Source organism: Roseateles sp. P1_C1_2, assembly GCF_056406535.1.
In genome coordinates this window covers 31,560-51,291 of sequence record NZ_JBFUAB010000026.1, presented here as the reverse complement: position 1 = coordinate 51,291, position 19,732 = coordinate 31,560, and the positions used below count along the sequence as shown (strand labels likewise).

16 protein-coding genes are annotated in these 19,732 nt (G+C 70.2%); 4 read left to right on the top strand and 12 right to left on the bottom strand.

The features are described 5' to 3' along the window. Positions 1 to 11 precede the first annotated feature (11 nt). Positions 12 to 743 (top strand): response regulator, encoded by a 732-nt coding sequence (locus AC1D2H_RS23810; RefSeq protein ID WP_477929848.1) that lies wholly within the window; start codon positions 12 to 14, stop codon positions 741 to 743. A 3-nt stretch (positions 744 to 746) separates the two neighbouring features. Here the strand turns inward: AC1D2H_RS23810 and AC1D2H_RS23805 are convergent, their stop codons facing one another. From AC1D2H_RS23805 to AC1D2H_RS23750, 12 genes are all read right to left on the bottom strand, one after another. Continuing rightward, positions 747 to 1,109, bottom strand: a complete 363-nt coding sequence (locus AC1D2H_RS23805) for a YbaN family protein (protein ID WP_477929846.1) — start codon at positions 1,107 to 1,109, stop codon at positions 747 to 749. Between the two features lies 1 nt (position 1,110). Further along, positions 1,111 to 1,881, bottom strand: coding sequence for an ABC transporter ATP-binding protein (locus AC1D2H_RS23800; protein WP_477929844.1), 771 nt, complete (start codon positions 1,879 to 1,881; stop codon positions 1,111 to 1,113). Positions 1,882 to 1,901: 20 nt separating this feature from the next. After that, positions 1,902 to 3,017 (bottom strand): succinylglutamate desuccinylase/aspartoacylase family protein, encoded by a 1,116-nt coding sequence (locus tag AC1D2H_RS23795; protein ID WP_478012661.1) that lies wholly within the window; start codon positions 3,015 to 3,017, stop codon positions 1,902 to 1,904. Positions 3,018 to 3,019: 2 nt separating this feature from the next. Continuing rightward, entirely contained in the window at positions 3,020 to 3,706 is a 687-nt protein-coding gene (locus tag AC1D2H_RS23790; protein WP_477929840.1) for an ABC transporter permease, read from the bottom strand. After that, positions 3,703 to 4,395: an ABC transporter permease gene (locus AC1D2H_RS23785; RefSeq protein ID WP_477929838.1), complete on the bottom strand. Its 693-nt coding sequence runs from the start codon at positions 4,393 to 4,395 to the stop codon at positions 3,703 to 3,705. Before AC1D2H_RS23785 ends, AC1D2H_RS23790 begins: the two co-directional genes overlap by 4 nt. A 21-nt stretch (positions 4,396 to 4,416) precedes the next feature. Continuing rightward, on the bottom strand, positions 4,417 to 5,196 hold the full coding sequence (locus AC1D2H_RS23780; RefSeq protein ID WP_478012660.1) for a transporter substrate-binding domain-containing protein: 780 nt from the start codon (positions 5,194 to 5,196) through the stop codon (positions 4,417 to 4,419). Then, positions 5,196 to 5,987, bottom strand: a complete 792-nt coding sequence (locus AC1D2H_RS23775) for an ABC transporter substrate-binding protein (protein WP_478012659.1) — start codon at positions 5,985 to 5,987, stop codon at positions 5,196 to 5,198. The genes AC1D2H_RS23780 and AC1D2H_RS23775 overlap by 1 nt, the downstream gene beginning before the upstream one ends. A gap of 26 nt (positions 5,988 to 6,013) precedes the next feature. Next, positions 6,014 to 6,970 (bottom strand): alpha/beta fold hydrolase, encoded by a 957-nt coding sequence (locus AC1D2H_RS23770; RefSeq protein ID WP_478012658.1) that lies wholly within the window; start codon positions 6,968 to 6,970, stop codon positions 6,014 to 6,016. Next, positions 6,967 to 7,704, bottom strand: a complete 738-nt coding sequence (locus tag AC1D2H_RS23765; protein ID WP_477929830.1) for a sulfurtransferase — start codon at positions 7,702 to 7,704, stop codon at positions 6,967 to 6,969. Before AC1D2H_RS23765 ends, AC1D2H_RS23770 begins: the two co-directional genes overlap by 4 nt. A 192-nt stretch (positions 7,705 to 7,896) precedes the next feature. Then, the gene (locus AC1D2H_RS23760; RefSeq protein ID WP_477929828.1) at positions 7,897 to 9,018 is read right to left on the bottom strand and encodes an HD-GYP domain-containing protein; all 1,122 of its coding nucleotides are present in this window, start codon (positions 9,016 to 9,018) and stop codon (positions 7,897 to 7,899) included. Further along, a complete protein-coding gene (locus AC1D2H_RS23755; protein WP_477929826.1) occupies positions 9,015 to 11,051 on the bottom strand; it encodes an ATP-binding response regulator in 2,037 nt (678 codons plus the stop codon). The genes AC1D2H_RS23760 and AC1D2H_RS23755 overlap by 4 nt, the downstream gene beginning before the upstream one ends. Further along, positions 11,048 to 13,363, bottom strand: a complete 2,316-nt coding sequence (locus AC1D2H_RS23750) for a hybrid sensor histidine kinase/response regulator (RefSeq protein WP_478012657.1) — start codon at positions 13,361 to 13,363, stop codon at positions 11,048 to 11,050. Before AC1D2H_RS23750 ends, AC1D2H_RS23755 begins: the two co-directional genes overlap by 4 nt. A gap of 140 nt (positions 13,364 to 13,503) precedes the next feature. Here AC1D2H_RS23750 and AC1D2H_RS23745 point away from each other — a divergent pair, with 140 nt between their 5' ends. From AC1D2H_RS23745 to AC1D2H_RS23735, 3 genes are read left to right on the top strand one after another with little or no spacing between them, the layout of a single operon-like run. Continuing rightward, positions 13,504 to 14,670: a response regulator gene (locus tag AC1D2H_RS23745; RefSeq protein WP_477929822.1), complete on the top strand. Its 1,167-nt coding sequence runs from the start codon at positions 13,504 to 13,506 to the stop codon at positions 14,668 to 14,670. After that, a complete protein-coding gene (locus AC1D2H_RS23740; RefSeq protein WP_478012656.1) occupies positions 14,670 to 15,914 on the top strand; it encodes an urea ABC transporter substrate-binding protein in 1,245 nt (414 codons plus the stop codon). Before AC1D2H_RS23745 ends, AC1D2H_RS23740 begins: the two co-directional genes overlap by 1 nt. Next, complete coding sequence (locus AC1D2H_RS23735; RefSeq protein ID WP_478012655.1) at positions 15,911 to 19,675, top strand: response regulator; 3,765 nt, start codon at positions 15,911 to 15,913, stop codon at positions 19,673 to 19,675. Before AC1D2H_RS23740 ends, AC1D2H_RS23735 begins: the two co-directional genes overlap by 4 nt. Positions 19,676 to 19,732 lie beyond the last annotated feature (57 nt).

Sequence of the window (19,732 nt, the reverse complement as noted above, 5' to 3'; positions counted from 1 at the left end):
CGCAACCGCCGATGTCTGTCGCTGCCGCCCCTCACATCCTTGTCATCGACGACGATCCCCTGATCCGGGAGATGGTTGCCGAGTACCTTCGCAACAACGACATGCGCGTCAGCACCGGGGCGACGGGAGCAGAGATGTTCGAGGCCTTCGAACGCGAGGCTATCGACCTCGTCCTGCTGGACTTGAAGCTGCTCGGCGAGGACGGCATGCAGCTCGCGCGCACCCTGCGCGAGCGGGCCGCCGTGCCCATCGTGCTGCTGACCGGGCGCTCCGAGGAGGCCGACCGCGTGATGGGCCTGGAGCTGGGCGCGGACGACTACATCACCAAGCCCTTCAGTCCGCGCGAGATGCTGGCGCGCCTGCGTGCCGTGCTGCGCCGCTACCAGGTGCAGGCCACGCTGCCGCAGCGCGACGGCACGCGGCGTGCCTTCCGGTTCGCGGGCTGGGAGCTCAATCTGCGCACCCGCCGCCTGTTGTCGCCCCAGGGCGGGCTGGTGGAGTTGTCCAACGGCGAGTTCAGCCTGCTCAGCGCGCTGTGTCGCGCGCCGCAGCGGGTGCTGTCGCGTGACCAACTGCTGTCCATGTCGCGACTGCACGAGGCCGAGGTCTATGACCGCACGATGGACGTCCAGGTGCGGCGGCTGCGCCTGAAGATCGAGGCCGACGCCTCCCAGCCCAGGCTGGTGGTGACCGAGCGGGGCGAGGGCTACCGCCTGGCCTGCGACGTCGAGACGTTGTTCTAGGCCTCAGGCCTCAGGCCGGCGCCAAAGCCAGATCGCCACGGCGGCCATCACGGCCGGCACGGCGATCTTGACGGCCAGCGGCAACGGCGTCATTGCCAGCCCAGTGGCGCTGGCCAGCATCATCAAGCTGGCCAGCCACTTGGCGCGGCGTGGCACGGCGCCGCGTTCGCGCCAGCGACGGATGTGAGGGCCGAAGTGCGTGTGGTTCAGCAGCCAGGTCTCCAGCGCCGGCCAGCCCTTGCCGGCGGCCCAGGCAGCCAGCAGCAGGAAGGGCACCGTGGGCAGCACCGGCAGCAGGATGCCGATGAGCCCGAGAACCAGGCTCAGCAGGGCCAGCGCCCGCCACAGCAGGCTGCGCAGCGTCACGCTACTTCAGGCCACCGCTGAGGAACTGCTGCAGCCGCTCGCACTGCGGGCGCAGCAGCATCTCCTTGGGGTTGCCTTCCTCCTCCACGCGCCCCTGGTGCAGGAAGAGGCAGTGGTTGGAGACCTCGCGCGCGAAGCCCATTTCGTGGGTCACGACGATCATGGTGCGGCCCTCGGCGGCCAGGTCGCGCATGACCTTGAGGACTTCGCCGACCAGCTCGGGGTCCAGTGCCGACGTCGGTTCGTCGAAGAGCATGACCTCGGGGTCGACGGCGAGGGCGCGGGCGATGGCCACGCGCTGCTGCTCGCCGCCCGACAGCTGGGCCGGATAGACATGGGCGCGGTGGGACACGCCGACGCGTGCGAGCAGGGCCTGGGCACGCTCGATGGCCTCGGCCTTGGGCTTGCCCAGCACATGGATGGGTGCCTCGATGACGTTCTCCAGCACCGTCATATGGGCCCAGAGGTTGAAGTTCTGGAACACCATGGCCAGCTTGGCACGCCACAGCTGCAGCTGCTTGGGCGAGGCCGCCTTCAGGCTGCCGTCGCGGTCGCGCACCAGCTTCAGGCTTTCGCCGCACAGGCTGAGTTCGCCCTCGTTGGGCTGCTCCAGCAGGTTGAGGCAGCGCAGGAAGGTGCTCTTGCCCGAGCCCGAGGAGCCGATCAGCGTGACGACGTCGCCGGCCTTGGCCGCGAAGGAGATGCCCTTGAGCACCTCGCGCTCGCCGAAGCGCTTGTGGATGTTGGTGGCCTGGAGTTGGATATCGCTCATGTTGTTCTTGTTGTCGTCGTTCAGGCGCCCAGCAGCTTGCCGGTGCGCAGCGCCTCGCGGCCGGCGACCTTGGCGACGCGCATGCCGGCGTTGGCGAAGCGCAGGAAGTCGCGGGCGAAGAACAGGCCGTCGACGGGGCTCTTCAATTCGGTCACCGCGGCCGTGATGGGGTCGATGACATGGGCCAGCACCTCGCCGGCCAACACCTCGGTGCCGACATCCTTGACGAAGGTCAGCACGCCGGCCACGGGCGACTTGATCGGCATGCTGCCGGCCAGCGGGCGGGCATCACCGACGGCCTCGGGCACGGCGGGCTTGTCGCCGGTGATCAGGCCGCGCCAGCGCAGGAAGTCGATGATGTTCCTGGCGTCGGCCGAGGCCAGCTCGTGCGTCACATCGGCCGCACCGCGCAGCTCGACGGTGACCGACAGGCAGGCCTGGGGTATCGGGAACTTGCCACCGAAATGCTTGGCCCACTTCCACCAGACCTGGGAGCAGGCCTCGTCGAAGGGGTTGTCGCCGGAGTCCTGGGCCAGCAGCGTCAGGCGCGAGCGCAGGAAGCGCGCCAGCGGCTCGCAATCGGGCCAGCAGGGCGTCTCGGTGTAGAGGTGCATCAGCGCCTGGGCGTCGCAATGCAGATCCAGCACGATGTCGGCGTCGCAGGACAGGCTCAGCAGCGTGCGACGCTGGGACTGAAGCTCGGTGTCGACCGGGCTGGCCAGCACGGCCGCCTTCAGCGCGCGACGCAGCAGGGCGACGTTGGCATTCGCGTCCGCGCCCAGTTGCGATTCGACGGCCTGGGCGACGGCGTCGATCTGGTCCGGGTAGTGGCGGTTGAAGTTCTCGCCCGTCGTCAGCTCGAAGCGGCCCAGATGGGCGTGCAGCATGAACTGGCTCAGGCCAATGGGGTTGGCCATGGGCACCAGGACGATCTCGCCGCTGATCTGGCCGGCGGCCTGCAGCGCATCCAGTTGCAGGCGCAGATGGTGGGCGACCAGCATGCCGGGCAGTTCGTCGCCGTGCAGGGAGGCCTGGATGTAGGCTTTCTGGCCGCCAGGCTGGCCGTAGTGCAGCGAGACCAGTTCGCGTTGGGTGCCTGGGGCGGGGGAGAGCAGGGGGTGGCGGGTGAGTTGCATGATCAACGGCTCATCATGGGTTTCAGCCAGCGGTTTTCGGCCCAGCGGAACAGCCCGACCAGGCACAGCGTGAGCGTGAAATAGAAGGCGCCGGCCGTGATGAAGGCCTCGAAGGGAAGGTAGTACTTGGCGTAGACCTGCTGGGCCGCGCCGGTCACGTCCAGCAGCGTCACCGTGCTGGCCAGCGAGGTGCCGTGCAGCATGAAGATGGCCTCGTTGCCATAGGCGGGTAGCGCACGGCGCAGCGCTGCGGGCAGCACGATGCGGCGCAGCATCAGGCCACGGCTCAGCCCCAAGGCCTTGGCGGCCTCGATCTCGCCCGCGGGCAGGGCGCGGATGCTGCCGGCAATGATCTCGGTCGTGTAGGCGGCCGTGTTCAGCGTGAAGGTCAGCCAGGCGCAGAAGGTGGCGGACGACAGCCACGGCCAGGCGAAGCTGTCGCGCACGACCTCGAACTGGGCCGCGCCGTAGTAGACGAGGAAGAGCTGCACCAGCATCGGCGTGCCGCGGAAGACATAGGTGTAGAGCCAGACCAGCCGCGACGGCCAGCCCAGGAACACGGTGCGCACGATGGCCAGCGGTACGGCCAGCACCAGCCCGCCGAGCAATGACAGCGTCAGCAGCTGCAGCGACGTGACCAGGCCGGTGAGGTAGAGCGGAAAGTTCTCGAGGACGGCGTCGAAGTTCACAGTTTCCCCGCCTTGGTACCGATGGCCAGGCGCCGCTGCGCCCAGGCGAAGCCGAGTTCCGAGACGCTGGTGAAGACGAGATAGATGACGGCCACGGCCAGGTAGAAGGTGAAGGGCTCGCGTGTCGTGCCGGCGGCCTGCTTGCCGCGCGTCATCAGGTCGGACAGGCCGATGATGGACACGATGGCCGTGCTCTTGATGAGCACCAGCCAGTTGTTGGAGATGCCGGGCAACGCATGGCGCAGCATCTGCGGCAGCGTGATGCGCCACAACACCAGGCCCGGGCTCATGCCGTAGGCGAGGCCCGCCTCGCGCTGGCCCGGCGGCACGGCCAGGAAGGCGCCGCGGAAGGCCTCGGTCAGGTAGGCGCCGAAGATGAAGCCGATGGTCAGCACGCCGGCGATGAAGGGGTCGATGTCGATGAAGTCGTCGTGGCCCAGCTTGGGCGCGAGCGTGTTGACCGCGAGCTGGCCGCCATAAAAGATCAGCAGCATCAGCACGAGGTCGGGCACGCCGCGGATCAGCGTCGTGTAGAGACCGGCGAGGCCTCTCGCGATGCGCGAGCGCGACAGCTTGGCCAGGGCGCCGACGAGACCCAGCAGGACGGCGATGGCCAGCGACGACAGGGCCACCGCCAGCGTGACGGCGGCGCCTTCGATCAGGCTGGGAAGGAATCCGTGCAACAACATGGGAAGAGGAGAAGGCTGCGCTCAGCGCGGGGGATTCACGAGGTCGAAGCTGAAGTAGCGGTCGTTGATGGTCTTGAGGGCGCCGCTGCCGCGCAGGGCGGCGAGTGCCTCGTCGATGCGCTGGCCCAGCGACGTTGCTTCGCTCTTGCGCAGGCCCACGCCGATACCTTTGCCGTAGTAGCGCTGGTCCCTGGCGAAATCGGGCCCGACGAAGCCGAAGCCGCGGCCGTCGGCGTGGTTCAGAAAACCGAACTGGGCGATGACGGCGTCCACCAGCGTCGCGTCCAGCCGGCCCGACTTCAGGTCCAGAAAGACCTGATCCTGCGTCGCATAGCGCAGCAGCTGGATGCCCTTGAACTGTTCGGCCAGGAAACGCTCATGGATGGTGCCGCGCTCCACGCCGACGCGCTTGCCCTTCATGCCGGCCGGGCTGACGTCGGTGCCGGTGTCGCCGCGCATGACCAGGCGGGCCGGCGAGAAGTAGTAGGGCGAGGAGAAGGTGATGACCTGCTGGCGCTCCGGCGTGATCGACATCGAGGCCATGATGGCGTCGATCTTGCGCGACTGCAGCGCCGGGATCAGCCCGTCGAACTCCAGGATGACGGGCGTGTAGGCCTGCCCGAGCTTGGCGCTCAGGGCCTGGGCCACGTCGATCTCGAAGCCCTTGAGCTGGCCGTCGGTGCCGATCTCGCTGAAGGGCGCATAGCCCACGGCGAAGCCGATGCGCAGGCGCTGGGGCGCCTGGGCCCACGCCGCCGGGGCGAGGGCCAGGGGCGCGGCCAGGGCGGAGCGGCGTCGCATCACTGCTGCTTGGTGCGCGGCGCGATGTCGTAGTCGAAATATTTGTCGGCGAGCTTCTTGAAGGTGCCGTTGGCCTGCACGGCGTCGATGGCGGCGTTGAACTTCTTGCCCAGCGTCGCCTCGTCGGCCTTGCGCATGCCCACACCGGTGCCGACACCGAAGACCTTGTCGTCGATGATGGCCGGCCCGGAGAAGGCGAAGCCCTTGCCTTCGGGCTTCTTCAGGAAGCCGAAGTCGCCGGCAGGCGAATCCATCAGCGTGGCGTCGATGCGGCCGCTCTTCAGGTCCAGGAAGACCTGGTCCTGGCTGCTGTAGCGCACGATCTCGCTCTGCTTGAAGGTGGCGGCGGCATAGGTCTCATGCGTCGTGCCGCGCTGCACGCCGATCTTCTTGCCCTTCAGGCCGGCGGCCGTGGGGTCGAGCTTCACGCCGGCCTTGGCGATCAGGCGGGCGGGGGTGTTGTAGTAGGGCTTGGAGAAGGCGACGACCTTCTGGCGCTCTTCGGTGATGGAGACGCTGGCGAAGATGGCGTCCACCTTGCGCGACTGCAGCGCCGGGATGAGGCCGTCGAAGTCCTGCTGCACCAGCGTGCACTGGGCCTTCATCTCGGCGCAATAGGCCTGCACCAGTTCGATCTCGAAGCCCTTGAGCTTGCCGTCGGGGCCGATCTCGGAGAAGGRCGGGTAGGCACCCTCGACGCCGATGCGCAGCTTCTTCCATTCGGGGGCCTGGGCCTGGGCCAGCGAGGCGGCGGCCAGCAGGGCCAGCGCGATCAGGGAGCGTTTCTTCATGTCGGACCTCTTGGGTAGGACGGTGTTCAGCGGGCGACCTGAGGCAACCAGTCGCGCAAGGCCGCAAGGGTAGCAGCCGGGTCTTCCTCCTGAGGCACATGGCCCAGCTTCGGGAAAACCACCAGGCGGCTGCCCGGGATGGCCTTTTCGAACTCGCGGCCCCAGCGCAGCGGGATCAGCCGGTCGCGTTCGCCCCAGAGGATGAGGGTGGGTACCTTGATCTCGGGCAGGCGCTGGTAGGGGCCGGGCGCGAGCTGGTCCATGCGCCTCATCAAGGCGACACGGTTGCCTTCGCGCAACGCCAGTTCGTAGTAACGGTCCACCAGTGCGGCGGTGACGCGGCTGGGGTCGCCGTAGACGTTGAGCACGCTGTCCTCGATGGCGCGGCGCGGCAGCACCCAGCGCATGGGCTCGCGCACGACGGGGATGCGGGCGATGGCGAAGCCCAGCGGCAGCGACTCGGGCGTGAAGTCGAAGCCGGCGGCATCGACGAGCACGAGGCCGGCCACGCGCGCCGGGTCGGCCAGGGCCAGTTGCCAGGCGATTTCGCCCCCCAAGGAGTTGCCGCCGACGATGGCGCGGCCGACGCCCAGGCGGGCCAGGAACTGGCGCACGAAGGCGACATAGCGGGGGTCGCTGTAGTCGTTGTCGGCGTTCGGGCCGGTCAGGCCAAAGCCCGGCAGGTCGAAGCTGATGACGCGGCGGGTGGCCTTCAGCTCGGCCACCCAGCCTTCCCAGGTGTGCAGGCTGGCGCTGGTGCCGTGGATGAGGACGATGGGCAGCGGGTCGCTGCTGGGGCCTTCGTCGCGGTAGTGCACGAGCAGGCCGTCAATGTCGACGAAATCGGACGGCGGCGGCGCCCAGCGCGGCACCAGGCTCTCCAGGGAGCGGTCAGGCGCCTTGCTGACGGCAAAGCCCAGGGCGGCCAGCATCAGCAGGATGCCGATGGCCTTCAGCGCGAAATCACCAAATCGACTGGTCATGTTGGGGTCAGGTCGGCATTGACGCCTCGGCGATCGTCGAAGACGAAGCAGTTGCCGTGGTAATGCTTGCCGCCGGTGTCCTCGAAGTACTTCAGGATGCCGCCGTCGAGTTGCCAGGCCGTGAGGCCTTGTTCCTCCAGCACCATGGCTGCCTTCTCGCAGCGGATGCCGCCGGTGCAATAGCTCACCACGGTCTTGCCAACAAGTTCGTCGCGATGGGCAGCCAGTGCATCCGGAAAGTCGCTGAACTTGTGCAGCCGCCAGTCGATGGCGCCGTCAAACGCGCCCTCGTCCACCTCGAAGCCGTTGCGCGTGTCCAGCATCACAAGCTCCCGGCCGTCGTCGTCATGGCCCTGGTCCAGCCAGCGCATCAGCGTCGCCGGGGCCAGCGCGGGTGCGCGCGGGGCCTGGTCGGGGCGGATGGTCGGGTGGTTCATGCGGATGATCTCGGGCTTGACCTTGACCTTCAGGCGCTGGAAGGGCTGCACCTCGCTCCAGCTTTCCTTGGGCGTCAGCGTCGTGAAGCGCGGGTCGGCGCGCAGCTCGCCTACCCAGGTGTTCACGGCCTCGGCCGAGCCGGCCAGGAAGAGATTGATGCCCTCTTCGGCGATCAGCACCGTGCCCTTGAGGTCCAGGGCTTGCGCCCGGGCTTCGAGGAGGTCGCGCAGCGCCGCCGTGTCGGTCAGCGAGACGAAGAGGTAGCAGGAGATGTTGAGGATGGGGCCGGACTGCATAGACGCGGAGGATTATCGCGGCCGCTTTTGTTGCTGACGGTGGAGTCTGCGGGCCGAGCGCCGGGCCGCTCCCTAGCCGGCCCGCCTGGGCGACGTGCTTGCGGCTCGATGCCGCGAGCGTCGCCGTCCCCTCGGGGGACCGACCAGACTCGCCCGCGTTTCAGCGGTGCGAGGATGGGCGAGGGGTAGCGTTCAATCGGCCCATCGGGACGCAATGCCGCGGACTTCGTCGAGGCAGGCATTGAGTGCCTCGACGATGCGTGGATCGAAATGGCTGCCGCTGCCGCCGCGGATGAAGGCCAGCGCCTCGTCGTGGCTCATGGCCTGCTTGTAGGGGCGCACGCTGATCAGGGCGTCATAGACGTCGGCGACGGCCATCAGCCGGGCCGACAGCGGGATGGCTTCGCCGGCCAGGCCGTCGGGGTAGCCGCTGCCGTCCCATTTCTCGTGGTGGTGGCGGGCGATCTGCTTGCCGAAGGTCAGCATCGGGCCGGCGTCTTCGCCGAGCTTGTCGATGGCGCGCTGCAACAGGTCGGCGCCATGTTCAGCGTGGGTCTTCATGACCTGCCATTCGTCGGGCGACAGCTTGCCGGGCTTGAGCAGGATGCCGTCGGGGATGGCGACCTTGCCGATGTCGTGCAGCGGCGCGGCCTTGGCCAGTTCGTCGATGGCCTCGGCAGTCAGATCGAGGGGGCCATCGGGCTGGGCCGCGATCCACTGCGCCAGCGTGCGCACGTATTCCTGGGTGCGCTGGATGTGGTTGCCGGTGTCGGCGTCGCGGAACTCCGCCAGGCCCACCATGACGAAGAGGGTGGTGTCACGCAGCCGCTCGACCTCGCGCCGGCGCGCCTCCAGCTCGCCGCTGAGCTGGGCGTTGTGGCGCAGCAGATGGTCCTCGGCCAGCTTCAGCTGCAGGTGGGTGCGCACGCGCGCCAGCACGGTGGCCGGATTGAAGGGCTTGTGGATGAAGTCGGCGCCACCGGCCTGGAAGCCGGCGCTTTCGTCCTCGGGCCGCGTCAGTGCGGTCAGGAAGATGACCGGCACGCGGCGCGTGGCCGGGTCGGCCTTGAGCTGGCGGCAGACTTCGTAGCCATCCAGCTCGGGCATCATGACGTCGAGCACGATCAGGTCGGGCGGCTGGCGGCGGCAGATCTCCAGCGCCTTGGCACCACTGACGGCCAGTTGCACGCGGTAGTCGGGCTTGAGCACCTGGGCCAGCAAGGTCAGGTTGGCCGGCGTGTCGTCCACGACCAGCACGGTGGCCTGGGTGATGAGCGGGGGCGTGGACGCGACCTCGGGCGGCATCAGGGTCATGGCGGGCTCCCGTCCTTGCTTTCGCCGCGCAGCGCGGCCTGGGCCTCGTCGAAATCGAAGCGCTGCATCGCACCGGCCAGGGCCTTGGCCTGGCGGGCGGGCAGGGCTTCGATGAAGGCGGATTCATGCTGCTCATACAGCGTCAGCGCATTGCTGTCGGCCTCGCCGAGCAGGGTGTCGAGCTCGCTGATCAAGGTGGCCGAGTCGGTGGCGGGGCCGGCGGGGTCCAGCGCGGCGGGCGTCGTCAGGTCGGCCGGCAGGTCGACGGGCAGCGGCCGGCCCAGGTCCAGCAGGCGGCGCAGCATGTGCGGCAGCAGGGGCTTGGCGCACAGGGCCTCGGCGCCCAGGCGCAGCGCGCGTTCGCGCAGCACCGGCGTGTCGAAGGCGCTCAGCAGCACGGTGCGGCGGGCGCGCGGCGGGCCGCTGTCACGCAGGCTGGCCAGCAGCTCGCTGCCCTCCATGTCGGGCAGCACCCAGTCGACGATCAGCAGGTCGTAGGGCTGGCTGGCCGGCACGGTGACCAGGCGGGACAGGGCCTGGCGGCCCTGGGCCAGCAGGTCGACGCGGCTGGTCGGCGCCAGCGCCTTCAGCAGCGCGGTCAGCGTTTCGTGGCCGCCGCTGTAGGCCGCCTGCACCAGCATGACGCGCCGCGGCGGCGGGGGCGGCGGCGCGGCGAACTCGGGGCAGGGCGCCGGTGGCAGGCAGAGCTCGAACTCGCTGCCCCGCCCCGGTGAGCTGCGCGCGGTCAGCGTGCCGCCCATGCGCTCGGCCAGGGCCCGGCAGATGGCCAGGCCCAGTCCGGTACCGCCGAAGCGCCGTGTGGCGCTGGCCTCGGCCTGGGCGAAGGGCGTGAAGAGGCGCGCCAGCTGGTCGGGCGCCAGCCCCACGCCGCTGTCGCGCACGCGCAGCACCCAGCCGCCGGCGGCGTCCACCGCGATGCTGAGCTTGACCTGGCCGGCCGGCGTGAACTTGACGGCGTTGACGAGGAGCTCGGTGACGAGCTGGGTCAGGCGCACCGCGTCGCCACGCCGCGCGCCGGACGCGGCCAGCAATTCGGGCGAGGCGATGTCGCAGATCAGCTCCAGCTGCTTGGACTGGGCTGCCGGCCGCACGGCGTCGAAGGCGCTGGCCAGCAATTGCTCGAGCTGCAGCGGCTCGTTGGCGAGCTGCATGCGCCCGGCGTCGAGGTCGGCATAGTCCAGCAGGCCGTCGATGAGCTTGACGAGGGATTCGCCGGCCTTGGCGACTTCGGTCAGCCGGCCGCGCTGCTCGGCGTGCAGCCGCCCCTCCAGCAGCAGCCGGGTCAGGCCCAGCACGGTGTTCATGGGCGTGCGGATCTCGTGGCCGATGTTGGCCAGGAAATCGGACTTGGCTCGTGACGCCGCCTCGGCGGCGGCACGCGAACGCTCGAGCTCGGCGACCCGCGCCTTGACGAGGTCTTCGGCCGTCGTCAGGCCGCTGGCGGCCGGGGCGAGCTGGGTGAGGCGGCCGATCTGGCGCGACAGGCCCCACAGTGCGATGCAGAACATGGTCTGGCACAGCCCGAGGTTGGCGATCAGCGGCCAGCTCTCGAGCAGCCATTGCGGCGGCGTGCCGTAGAAGCGCAGCAGCGTCGGCGGCGCCAGCATGACGACGAGCAGGCTCAGCGAGATCCACAGCGCCTCGCGGGCCCGCCAGGTCGCGAACAGCAGCAGGGAGGCGCCCATGGCCCAGGGGGTGAAGCTGCCCAGGGTGTAGAGGCTGGGCCCGGGGTCGGGGCGCAGCGTGAAGACCAGCATGCTGAGGGTGAAATACAGGGCCAGCAGCGTGACGCCGGTGCGCTGCCAGATGCGCAGCCGCAGCGGCCGGCGCCAGACGAGCAGGGCCAGGGCCGCGAAGGCGGTGGCGATCAGCGGGTAGGCGACGCGGTCGCTGGGTTCGATGACGCCCAGGGCGGCCTCGCTGGCCCAGGCGAACAGCGCGGAGGCGACGATGACCTTGAAGAGCCAGCGCGTGCCGACGGGGCCCAGGACGACGATGACCGGCGTCCTCAAACCTGGCCTTTCAATGCGAGGGCCGCGGCGTCGAAATCGAGGGCGGCCAACGCACGGTCCAGGCGCTGTCGCAGCTCCGGCGAGAGGCCGCTGTGGGCGCCATGGGCCTGCCACCAGTCCAGGGCGCGGCTGTCGCTCTGGGCCAGCAACTGCTGCAGTTCGGCCACGTCGCCCGGCCCGCTCGGGCGCGGCGCCGTCGCAGCGTCCCAGTTGCGTGCCAGGGCGGTGTCGATCTCGGCCTGCAGCAGGCCGAGGGCCGGCTCGACGCGGCCGAGATGGCGGCCGGCACCGTCGGCATCGGCAGCCGCCGCACTGCGCTCCAGCGCCAGCGCGGCCTGGTGCAGCGGCTGGGCGCCCAGCGTCGCGGCCAGGCCCTGCAGCGTGTGGGCGGCTCGGCGCAACTCGACCCAGTCGCCGCTGGCCAGCCAGCCGGACCAACTGCCCAGGCCGGCGGCGTACTGGTCGGCAAAGCCGCGCAGCGTGCGGCGGTACAGCGCCGACTGGCCGTCGAACTGGCGCAGCCCGACCTGCAGGTCCAGTGTCGGGCGTGGCGGCTGCGGCACCGCGGGCTTGGCAGCAGGGCGGTAGCGCTGCAGCTCGCGCACCAGCCGGTTCACGTCCAGCGGCTTGGCGATATGGCCCTGCATGCCGGCGGCCGTGCACTGGGCACGCTCTTCGGCCAGCGCATGGGCCGTCATGGCCAGCACGGGCAGGGCGTCGAACTCGGGCAGCTCGCGCAGCTTGCGTGTCGCGCTGAGGCCGTCGAGCACGGGCATCTGCAGGTCCATCAGCACGAGGTCATAGGCTGTCGGTCCGTGGGCGAGCAGGCGGTCCAGGCCCTCCTGGCCGTTGGCGGCGACGTCGACCTGGGCACCGCGGCTGCTCAGCAGGCGCAGCGCGATCTCCTGGTTGATGGGGTGGTCCTCGACGAGCAGCACGCGCAGCCCGGCCAGGGATTGGGCATCCACGCCGGGCCGCTCGGTCGCTGCGTCGTCGAGCAGGCGGCGCAACTCCCCCGGCAGCAGCGGCTTGGGACACAGGGCCCGCGCACCGAAGCTGCGGGCCTGCGCCGGGCCTTCGTCGGCGCCCGGCGGGCAGAGCACGGCGATGCGCAGCGCGGGGTGGTCGCGGCGCAGCTGGGCCAGCAGCTCGGCACCGGTCGCGCCCGGGCCGGGCAGTTGCCAGTCGAGCAACAGCCACTCGAACGGTGTGCCGGACTGGCGCGCCTCGACCAGGGCGGCCAGCGTGCTGGCGGCGTCGGTGCTCGCCGCCAGGCCGGGACCCAGGCCGAGATGGCGCAGCAGCGCCAGCGTGGCTTCGCGGCCTTCCGGGCTGGCCTTGGCGAGCAGCAGATGCTGGGCTTTCAGCGGCGCGGGGGGCGTGCCGTTGGCGTCCAGCGGCAGCAGCAGGTGCATCTCGAAGCTGCTGCCGCGGCCGGGCAGGCTCTGCACGTCCAGGGTGCCGCCCATCAGCTCGACGAGGCGGCGCGTGATGGCCAGGCCCAGGCCGGTGCCGCCATAGCGCCGCGGGATGGAGGCATCGCCCTGCCTGAATTCGCTGAACAGGCCCTCGAGCTGCTCGGTGCTCATGCCGATGCCGCTGTCCTGCACGGTCAGGCTGAGCGGTACGCGGCCCTGCGCGTCGGTCGGCGCGGCGGCCAGGCGCAATTGCACCTGGCCGGCCGGCGTGAACTTGATGGCATTGGTCAGCAGGTTGACCAGCACCTGCTGCAGCCGCAGCGCATCGCCGCGCAGTTGGCCGCGCTGGCCCAGCAGGCTGGCGTCGGCCCAGTCGCAGATCAGCGCGACGGCGGGGTTGGCATGGACCGGCCGCACCAGCTCCATGGCCTGGCCGACGACATCCTCCAGCCGCAGCGGCAGGGACTCGATCTCCATATGCCCCGCCTCGATCTTGGAGACGTCCAGCACGTCGTTGACGAGGCCGAGCATCATGCGCGAGGCTGCGTCGGCCTTGGTCAGCAGGTCGCGCTGCTCGGGCGTGAGCTGGGTCTGCAGGGCCAGTTGCGTCATGCCCATGACGGTGTTCATCGGAGTGCGGATCTCGTGGCTGATCTGGGCCAGGAAGCGGGTCTTGGCCTCGGTCGCGGCCTTGTGCGCATCGGCAACGTCGACACCGCGCCGCAGCGCGAACACGCACAGCGGCGGCAGAGGCAGCAAAAGGGCATTAATCACCAACGCGACATCGACCGCCGTGCCACCCGCGCCACGCAGGCTCCAAAGCAGGGCGAGAAGCGCCAGCAGCGCCGCCATGGCAAGCCAGAGGAGGCCGAGCGTGAGCGTGCGCTGGGGCATGGAGCGGTCGGGTGGCAACCGGATGATTATGGTGGTGGCGCTGGGCCCGAATGTGCGACGGAATCCTCGCCCTCGCCCTGGGGAAAGCCCAGGGCATGCCACTGGTCGGTGGGCAGGTGCAGCGGTTATTCTGGCCCGCCATGCCGCTCATCCTCGTAGTCGACGACCAGCCGAGCAATATCCATGCGCTCTACCAGCTGCTGGTGGACGAATGCGAGGTCTCCATGGCCACCAGCGGTGCCGAGGCACTGGCCTTCTGCGCCCAGCAGTTGCCCGACCTGATCCTGCTCGACGTGCTGATGCCGGAAATGAGCGGCTACGAGGTCTGCGACCGCCTGAAGGCCGACCCGCGCACACGCGCCGTGCCGGTCATCTTCGTGACCGTGCAGGGCAGTGCCGACGACGAGGCCGAGGGCTTCGCCCATGGCGCGGTCGACTACATCCCCAAGCCCTTCGTCGACGTCGTCGTCAAGGCGCGGGTGCGMACGCAACTGGCCCTCAAGCTGGCGTCCGAAAGCTTTGCGCGCTCGCAGATCGAACTCTTCCAGCGCGACAAGCTGGCCTCGGTCGGCCGCACCATCTCGGGCATTGCCCAGGAGCTGAGCTCGCCGCTTGGCAATGCGCTGATCTCGGCTTGCACGCTGCAGGACGACCTGACCCATCTGCGTGGCCTGGCGGCCCAGGGCAACATCAAGCGCAGCGACCTCGACAAGCATCTGCGCGTCAGCGACGAGAGCGTCGGCCTGGTGCTGTCCAACCTGCAGCGCACGCTGTCCATCGTCGACTCCTTCCTGCAGTCCACGGCCGACAACTTCGGCGACCAGCGCCGCAGCTTCTCGCTGCTGGAACTGGTGCACGAGGTGGTGGCCGGCCTGGCACCGGCGCTGGAGGCCCATCAGGTGCGCTGCGAGCTGGACGCCGGCGATGACCTGCATCTGCTGAGCTTCCGCGGCGCGCTGGCCAAGGTGCTGGCGACGCTGATCCAGAACGCCGTCAAGCACGCCTACCGCGAGGCCGGCGGCGAGGTCCATCTGCGCGTGCGCGCCCTGGGCACCGACCAGCTCGTCGTCACCGTGCAGGACCATGGCGTGGGCATCCCGCCGGGCATGCTCGGCCGCGTCTTCGACCCCTTCTTCTCGACGCGTTTCGGCCCCAACCGCAGCGAGCCCGGCCTCTACATCGTGCGCAACCTCGTCACCTTCGCGCTGGGTGGGCAGATCCAGGTCGAGTCCACGCCCGGCGTGGGTACGACGGTGCGGTTGACGCTGCCGCTGATTTCGCCCGAGGCGCGGCGCGCGGCGGGTTGATGCTGGCAGGTATTCGGGCCCGACTGGCGCTGCTGGGCGGCCTGCTGCTGGTGCTGGCGGTGGCGCTGGCCCTGTTCCTGATGAACAGGCCGTCGACCGATGCCAGCCGCGGCCCCATCGTCATCGGCCTGCTGCATGCCCTCAGCGGCCCGATGGCGGCCAGCGAGGCGCCTTTGGTGGCCACCGTCAAGCTGGCCGTGGAGGAGATCAACGCCGGTGGCGGCCTGCTGGGCCGGCGCGTCGAGCTGAAGATCGAGGACACGCGCTCCGAGCCGCGCATCGCGGCCGCGGCGGCCGAGCGCCTCATCAGCACCGAGCATGCGGTGGCGCTGTTCGGCTGCTGGTCGTCCAACTGCCGCCAGGCCGTCAGGCCGGTGGTCGAGATCCACCGCCATCTGCTGTTCTATCCGCTGGCCTACGAAGGCATGGAGCAGTCGCCGCACATCATCTACACCGGCCCGACGCCCAACCAGCATGCACTGCCCGCCACCGACTGGGCCATGCACGGCTTCGGCCGGCGGGTCTACCTCATCGGTACCGACGCCCTCTACCCGCGGCGCGTCAATGCCATGCTGCGCGACTTCATCCAGCTCGGCGGCGGCCAGGTGCTGGGCGAGCGCTATGTGCCTTTGGCCGGCACCGACATGGGCGGCGTGCTGGCCGACCTGCAGAAGTTCCAGCCCGATGTCGTGCTGAGCACCCTCGGCGGCAGCAGCAACCGCGCCTTCTTCGACGCACTGGTGGCGGCCGGCCTGACCGATCTGCCGCTGATGTCACTGCGTGCCGCCGAGCCCGAGATGACCGCCTACGACGGTGGCCGGCTCGACCGCCATTTCACRGCCTGGAGCTATCTGCAGTCGCAGCCCGGGCCGGCCAACCAGGCCTTCCTGGCGCGGCTCAAGCGCAGCCAGGGTGAAGGCATCCAGGCCAGCGATCCGGCGGTGTCGGCCTATATCGGCGTGCAGCTGTGGGCTGCTGCGGTGCGCGAGGTCGGCAGCGTGCAGACGGATGTCGTCAATGCCAATGTGCTGCAGCAAAGCGTGTCCACGCCCCAGGGTTTGGGGGCCGTGGACAGCCAGAGCCGCCATCTGTGGCGCCAGCTGCGCATCGCCCAGGTCAAGCCCGGCGGCCAGCTCGCCGAGGTGTTCGCGCTGCCGCGCTACATCAAGCCCGCGCCGTGGCCGACCTTCCGCTCGGCCGAGCACTGGACGGCGGTGTTGCCGCACGTCGAGGGCGCGCCGTGATCGCCGCCGTGCCGGTCCAGGAGTCGACGCGCCGTGCATGGCGCGTCGGGCCCGTGCTGCTGCTGGGCCTCATGCTGCTGTCGATGCTGCCTCTCGGCCTGGTCGGGCTGTGGCAGCTCGCCAGCTTCGAGAGCAGCCTGCGCGACACGGTGACCGAAGGCCTGGTGGCGATCTCGCGCAAGAAGGTGCACGAGATCAACGAGTACCTCAACGAAGTCGAGGTGGACGGCCGCCTCGTCGCCCAGGCCACCGACACGCGTGAGCTGTTGGTGCAGGGCGGCGATGCGGTCGCCACCCGCGTGAGCCCGCAGAGCCGTGCCTTCTTCGAGCGCCTCTACGACGGCGGCAAATACCTCAATGTGCTGCTGGTGCAGCCCGACGGGCGCATCAGCTTCGCGATGAAGGCGCCCGCCGGTTCGACACCCGAGCTGGCGCGGCTGGACGGCGGCGCCTACGAGGGCAGCGAATTGCTGGCGGCGCATCGGCGTGCCCTCGGCCAGCTCGACCCGCAGCTGACACCGGCCCAGCGCCTGCGCGGCGAAGGCCCGGCGACGCTCTTCCTGGTTCATCCCGTCGTCGACGGCGGCCGCGTGCTGGGCAGCGTCGTGCTGCAGCTCGACCTGGACCGCCTGGTGCGCGTCGCGACCGAGCGTTCCGGCCTGGCGCTGACCGGCGAGACGGTGCTGGTGCAGCGTGAGGGCGATCGGGCCGTCTTCATCAACGACCTCAAGCGGCCACCGACACAGACGCTGACCGGCTCGTTGGACCTGGCCTCGCCGGGCCTGCCGCCCGCCGTGCTGGGCCTGCTCGGCCAGAGCGGCAGCGGCCTGGCGCGCGACTACGCCGGCGCCGAGGTCGTCGCGTCATGGCGCCATCTGCCGGCGCTGGACTGGGGCATCGCCGTCAACATCGACGCGGCCGAGGCCTTCGCGCCGGCCCGCGTGCTGCGCGATCGTCTGCTGATCGCCCTCGGCCTGTCGCTGCTGCTGGCGCTGGGCCTGGGCCTGCTGCTGGGCCGCCGCCTCGTCGAACCCATCGAGATGCTGAGCGGCGCCGTCGGCCGCATCGCCGGCGGCAAGCTGGACGAGCGCGCGCCGGTCTGCGGGTTCGCCGAGTTCCGCGAGCTGGCGCGCAGCTTCAACCAGATGACCGAGCAGCTCGTCGTCGAACGCCAGTTGCTGGAAGCGCGCGTGGAGCAGCGCACGCGGGCCCTCAACGACAGCGAGCAGCGCTTTCGCGGTGTCTTCGAGCGCGCCCAGGTGGGCATCGCGCTGTGCGACGCCCAGGGCGTCATCCTCGACGTGAACCAGGCATTGACGGCCATGCTGTGCCGCGAGGCCAGCGCGCTGCGCGGTGCCAAGCTGGCCGACCTGCCGGACTTCCGCCCCGGCCGCATGGCCGGCGGCGAGCTGACGCGCCTGGCCACGGCGCGGCTGGAGCATGTCCGCTTCGAGCGCGGCTTCGCGCTGCCTGGCGGCGGCGAGCTGTTTGTGGACGGCAGCGCCAGCGCCATCCGCGATCGGCGTGGCCGCCTGGTCAATGTCGTGCAGATGCTGATCGACGTGACCGAGAGGCATCGCGCCGAGGTCGACCTGGTGCGCGCCCGCGTCGCCGCCGAGGCGGCCAGCCAGGCCAAGAGCGACTTCCTGGCCAACATGAGCCACGAGATCCGCACGCCGATGAGCGGCGCCTTGGGCATGCTCAACCTGCTGCTGCGCACCGAGCTCGCGCCGCGGCAGCTGGACTATGCGTCAAAGGCCCGCACCGCCGCCCAGGCGCTGCTGGCCGTCATCAACGACGTGCTCGACTTCTCCAAGGTCGAGGCCGGCAAGATGGAGCTGGACCCGCACCGCTTCGCGCTCAGCGACTTCATGCGCGAGCTGGCCGTCATCCTGTCGGCCAATGTCGGCACCAAGGACATCGAGGTGCTGTTCCGCCTCGACCCGCGCCTGCCCGCTGCCCTCGTCGGCGACGCGACGCGGCTGCGCCAGGTGCTGCTCAACCTGGCGGGCAATGCGCTGAAGTTCACCGAGCGCGGCGAGGTGGTGCTGGGTCTGTCGCTGCTGGGCATGGAGAGCGGCCAGGCGCGGCTGCGGTTCGAGGTCAGGGACACCGGCATCGGCATCGCGGCGGACAAGCTCGAGCACATCTTCGTCGGCTTCAGCCAAGCCGAGCAGTCGACGTCGCGCCGCTACGGCGGCACCGGCCTGGGCCTGGCCATCAGCCGGCGGCTGGTGGCGCTGATGGGCGGCGAGCTGCGCGTGGACAGCCGGGTCGGCGAGGGCAGCCGCTTCCATTTCGAGCTGACCCTGCCCATCGCGGTGGCCGACGCCGCCGAGGAGGACACGGCCCAGCGCGGCCTCAAGGTCCTCATCGTCGACGACAACCCCATGGCTCGCGAGGTGCTGCAGGGCATAGGCGGCAGCCTCGGCTGGGACTGCGACATGGCGGCCAGCGGCGAACAGGCGCTGGCCCTGGTGCACGAGGCCGCCGAGCGCGGCGAGCCGCATTACGAGCTGATCCTGATGGACTGGCGCATGCCGGGGTTGGATGGCTGGGAGACCTCGCGCCGCATCCGCGACAGCCATGAGTCCGATGCGCCCGTCATCATCATGGTCACGGCCCATGGCCGCGAGCTGCTGGCCGAGCGCAGCGAGCAGGACATCCAGAGCCTGGGCGGCTATCTCGTCAAGCCGGTCACCGCCTCGATGCTGCACGACGCCGTGGCCGAGGCCACGCGCGGGCAGCCCGCGGCGCTGCCGCGCGCCGCGGCCGAACCGCGGCTGCTGGGCATGCGCCTGCTGCTGGTGGAGGACAACGGCTTCAACCAGCAGGTGGCCCAGGAACTGCTGGAAGGCGAGGGCGCCGTCGTGACGGTGGCGGGCGGCGGCGTCGAGGGCGCCCACCAGGCCCAGGTCGCCGAGCCGCGTTTCGACGCCATCCTGATGGATCTGCAGATGCCCGACATCGACGGCTTCGAGGCCACCCAGCGCATCCTCGCGCGCCGGCCCGATGCCCTCATCATCGCGATGACGGCCAATGCGATGGAGTCCGACCGCCAGGCTTGTCTCGCCGCCGGCATGCGCGACCACGTCGCCAAGCCGGTGGACCTGGAGCAGCTCGTCGCCAGCCTGCGCCGCCACGTCGGCCCCATCCCCCTGCGGCCCGCGCCGCTGCCGCCGCCAGCCCCCCTGCTCGAGCGCGAGGCCGCCCTGCAGCGGCTCGGTGGAAGGGCGGCTTTGTACGAACGCCTCGCCAAGTCCTTCGCCCAGGATGCGCCCGGCGAGATGGAAGCGCTGAGGCGCCATCTGCAGCAGCAGGCCCTGGCCGACGCGACACGCGTGCTGCACACGCTGCGTGGCCTGGCCGGCGCCGTCGGCGCCACCGCCCTGGCCGCGCTGGCCGGCCGCCAGGAACTGGCGCTGCGCGAGGGCGGCGGTTCGGTCGGCGTCGACCTGGTCGGCCTGCAGACGCTGCTCGATGCCAGCCTGGCTGCGCTGTCGACCATTTCCGTGCCCAGCCCGCCAGCGCCGGCGGCGGTCACGGAGACCGTCGAGCCGCTGGAAGCGCTGCGCCGGCTGCGCCAGTTGCTGGTCGAGCGCAATATGCGCTCGGTCGCCGTCTGCGAGGAATTGGCCGCCCAGCACGGCGGGGCGCTGGGTGCCGAGCTGTCCCAGCTGTCTGCGGCCGTGGCCAAGCTGGATTTCAGCCGGGCGCTGAAGGCCTGCGACCTGCTGCTGGACCGCCTGAATCCGCGCTGAACACCGGCGCGACCCGGCGCCGACGGGCAAAAGCCATTCCCGGGCCGCGGGCAGGTT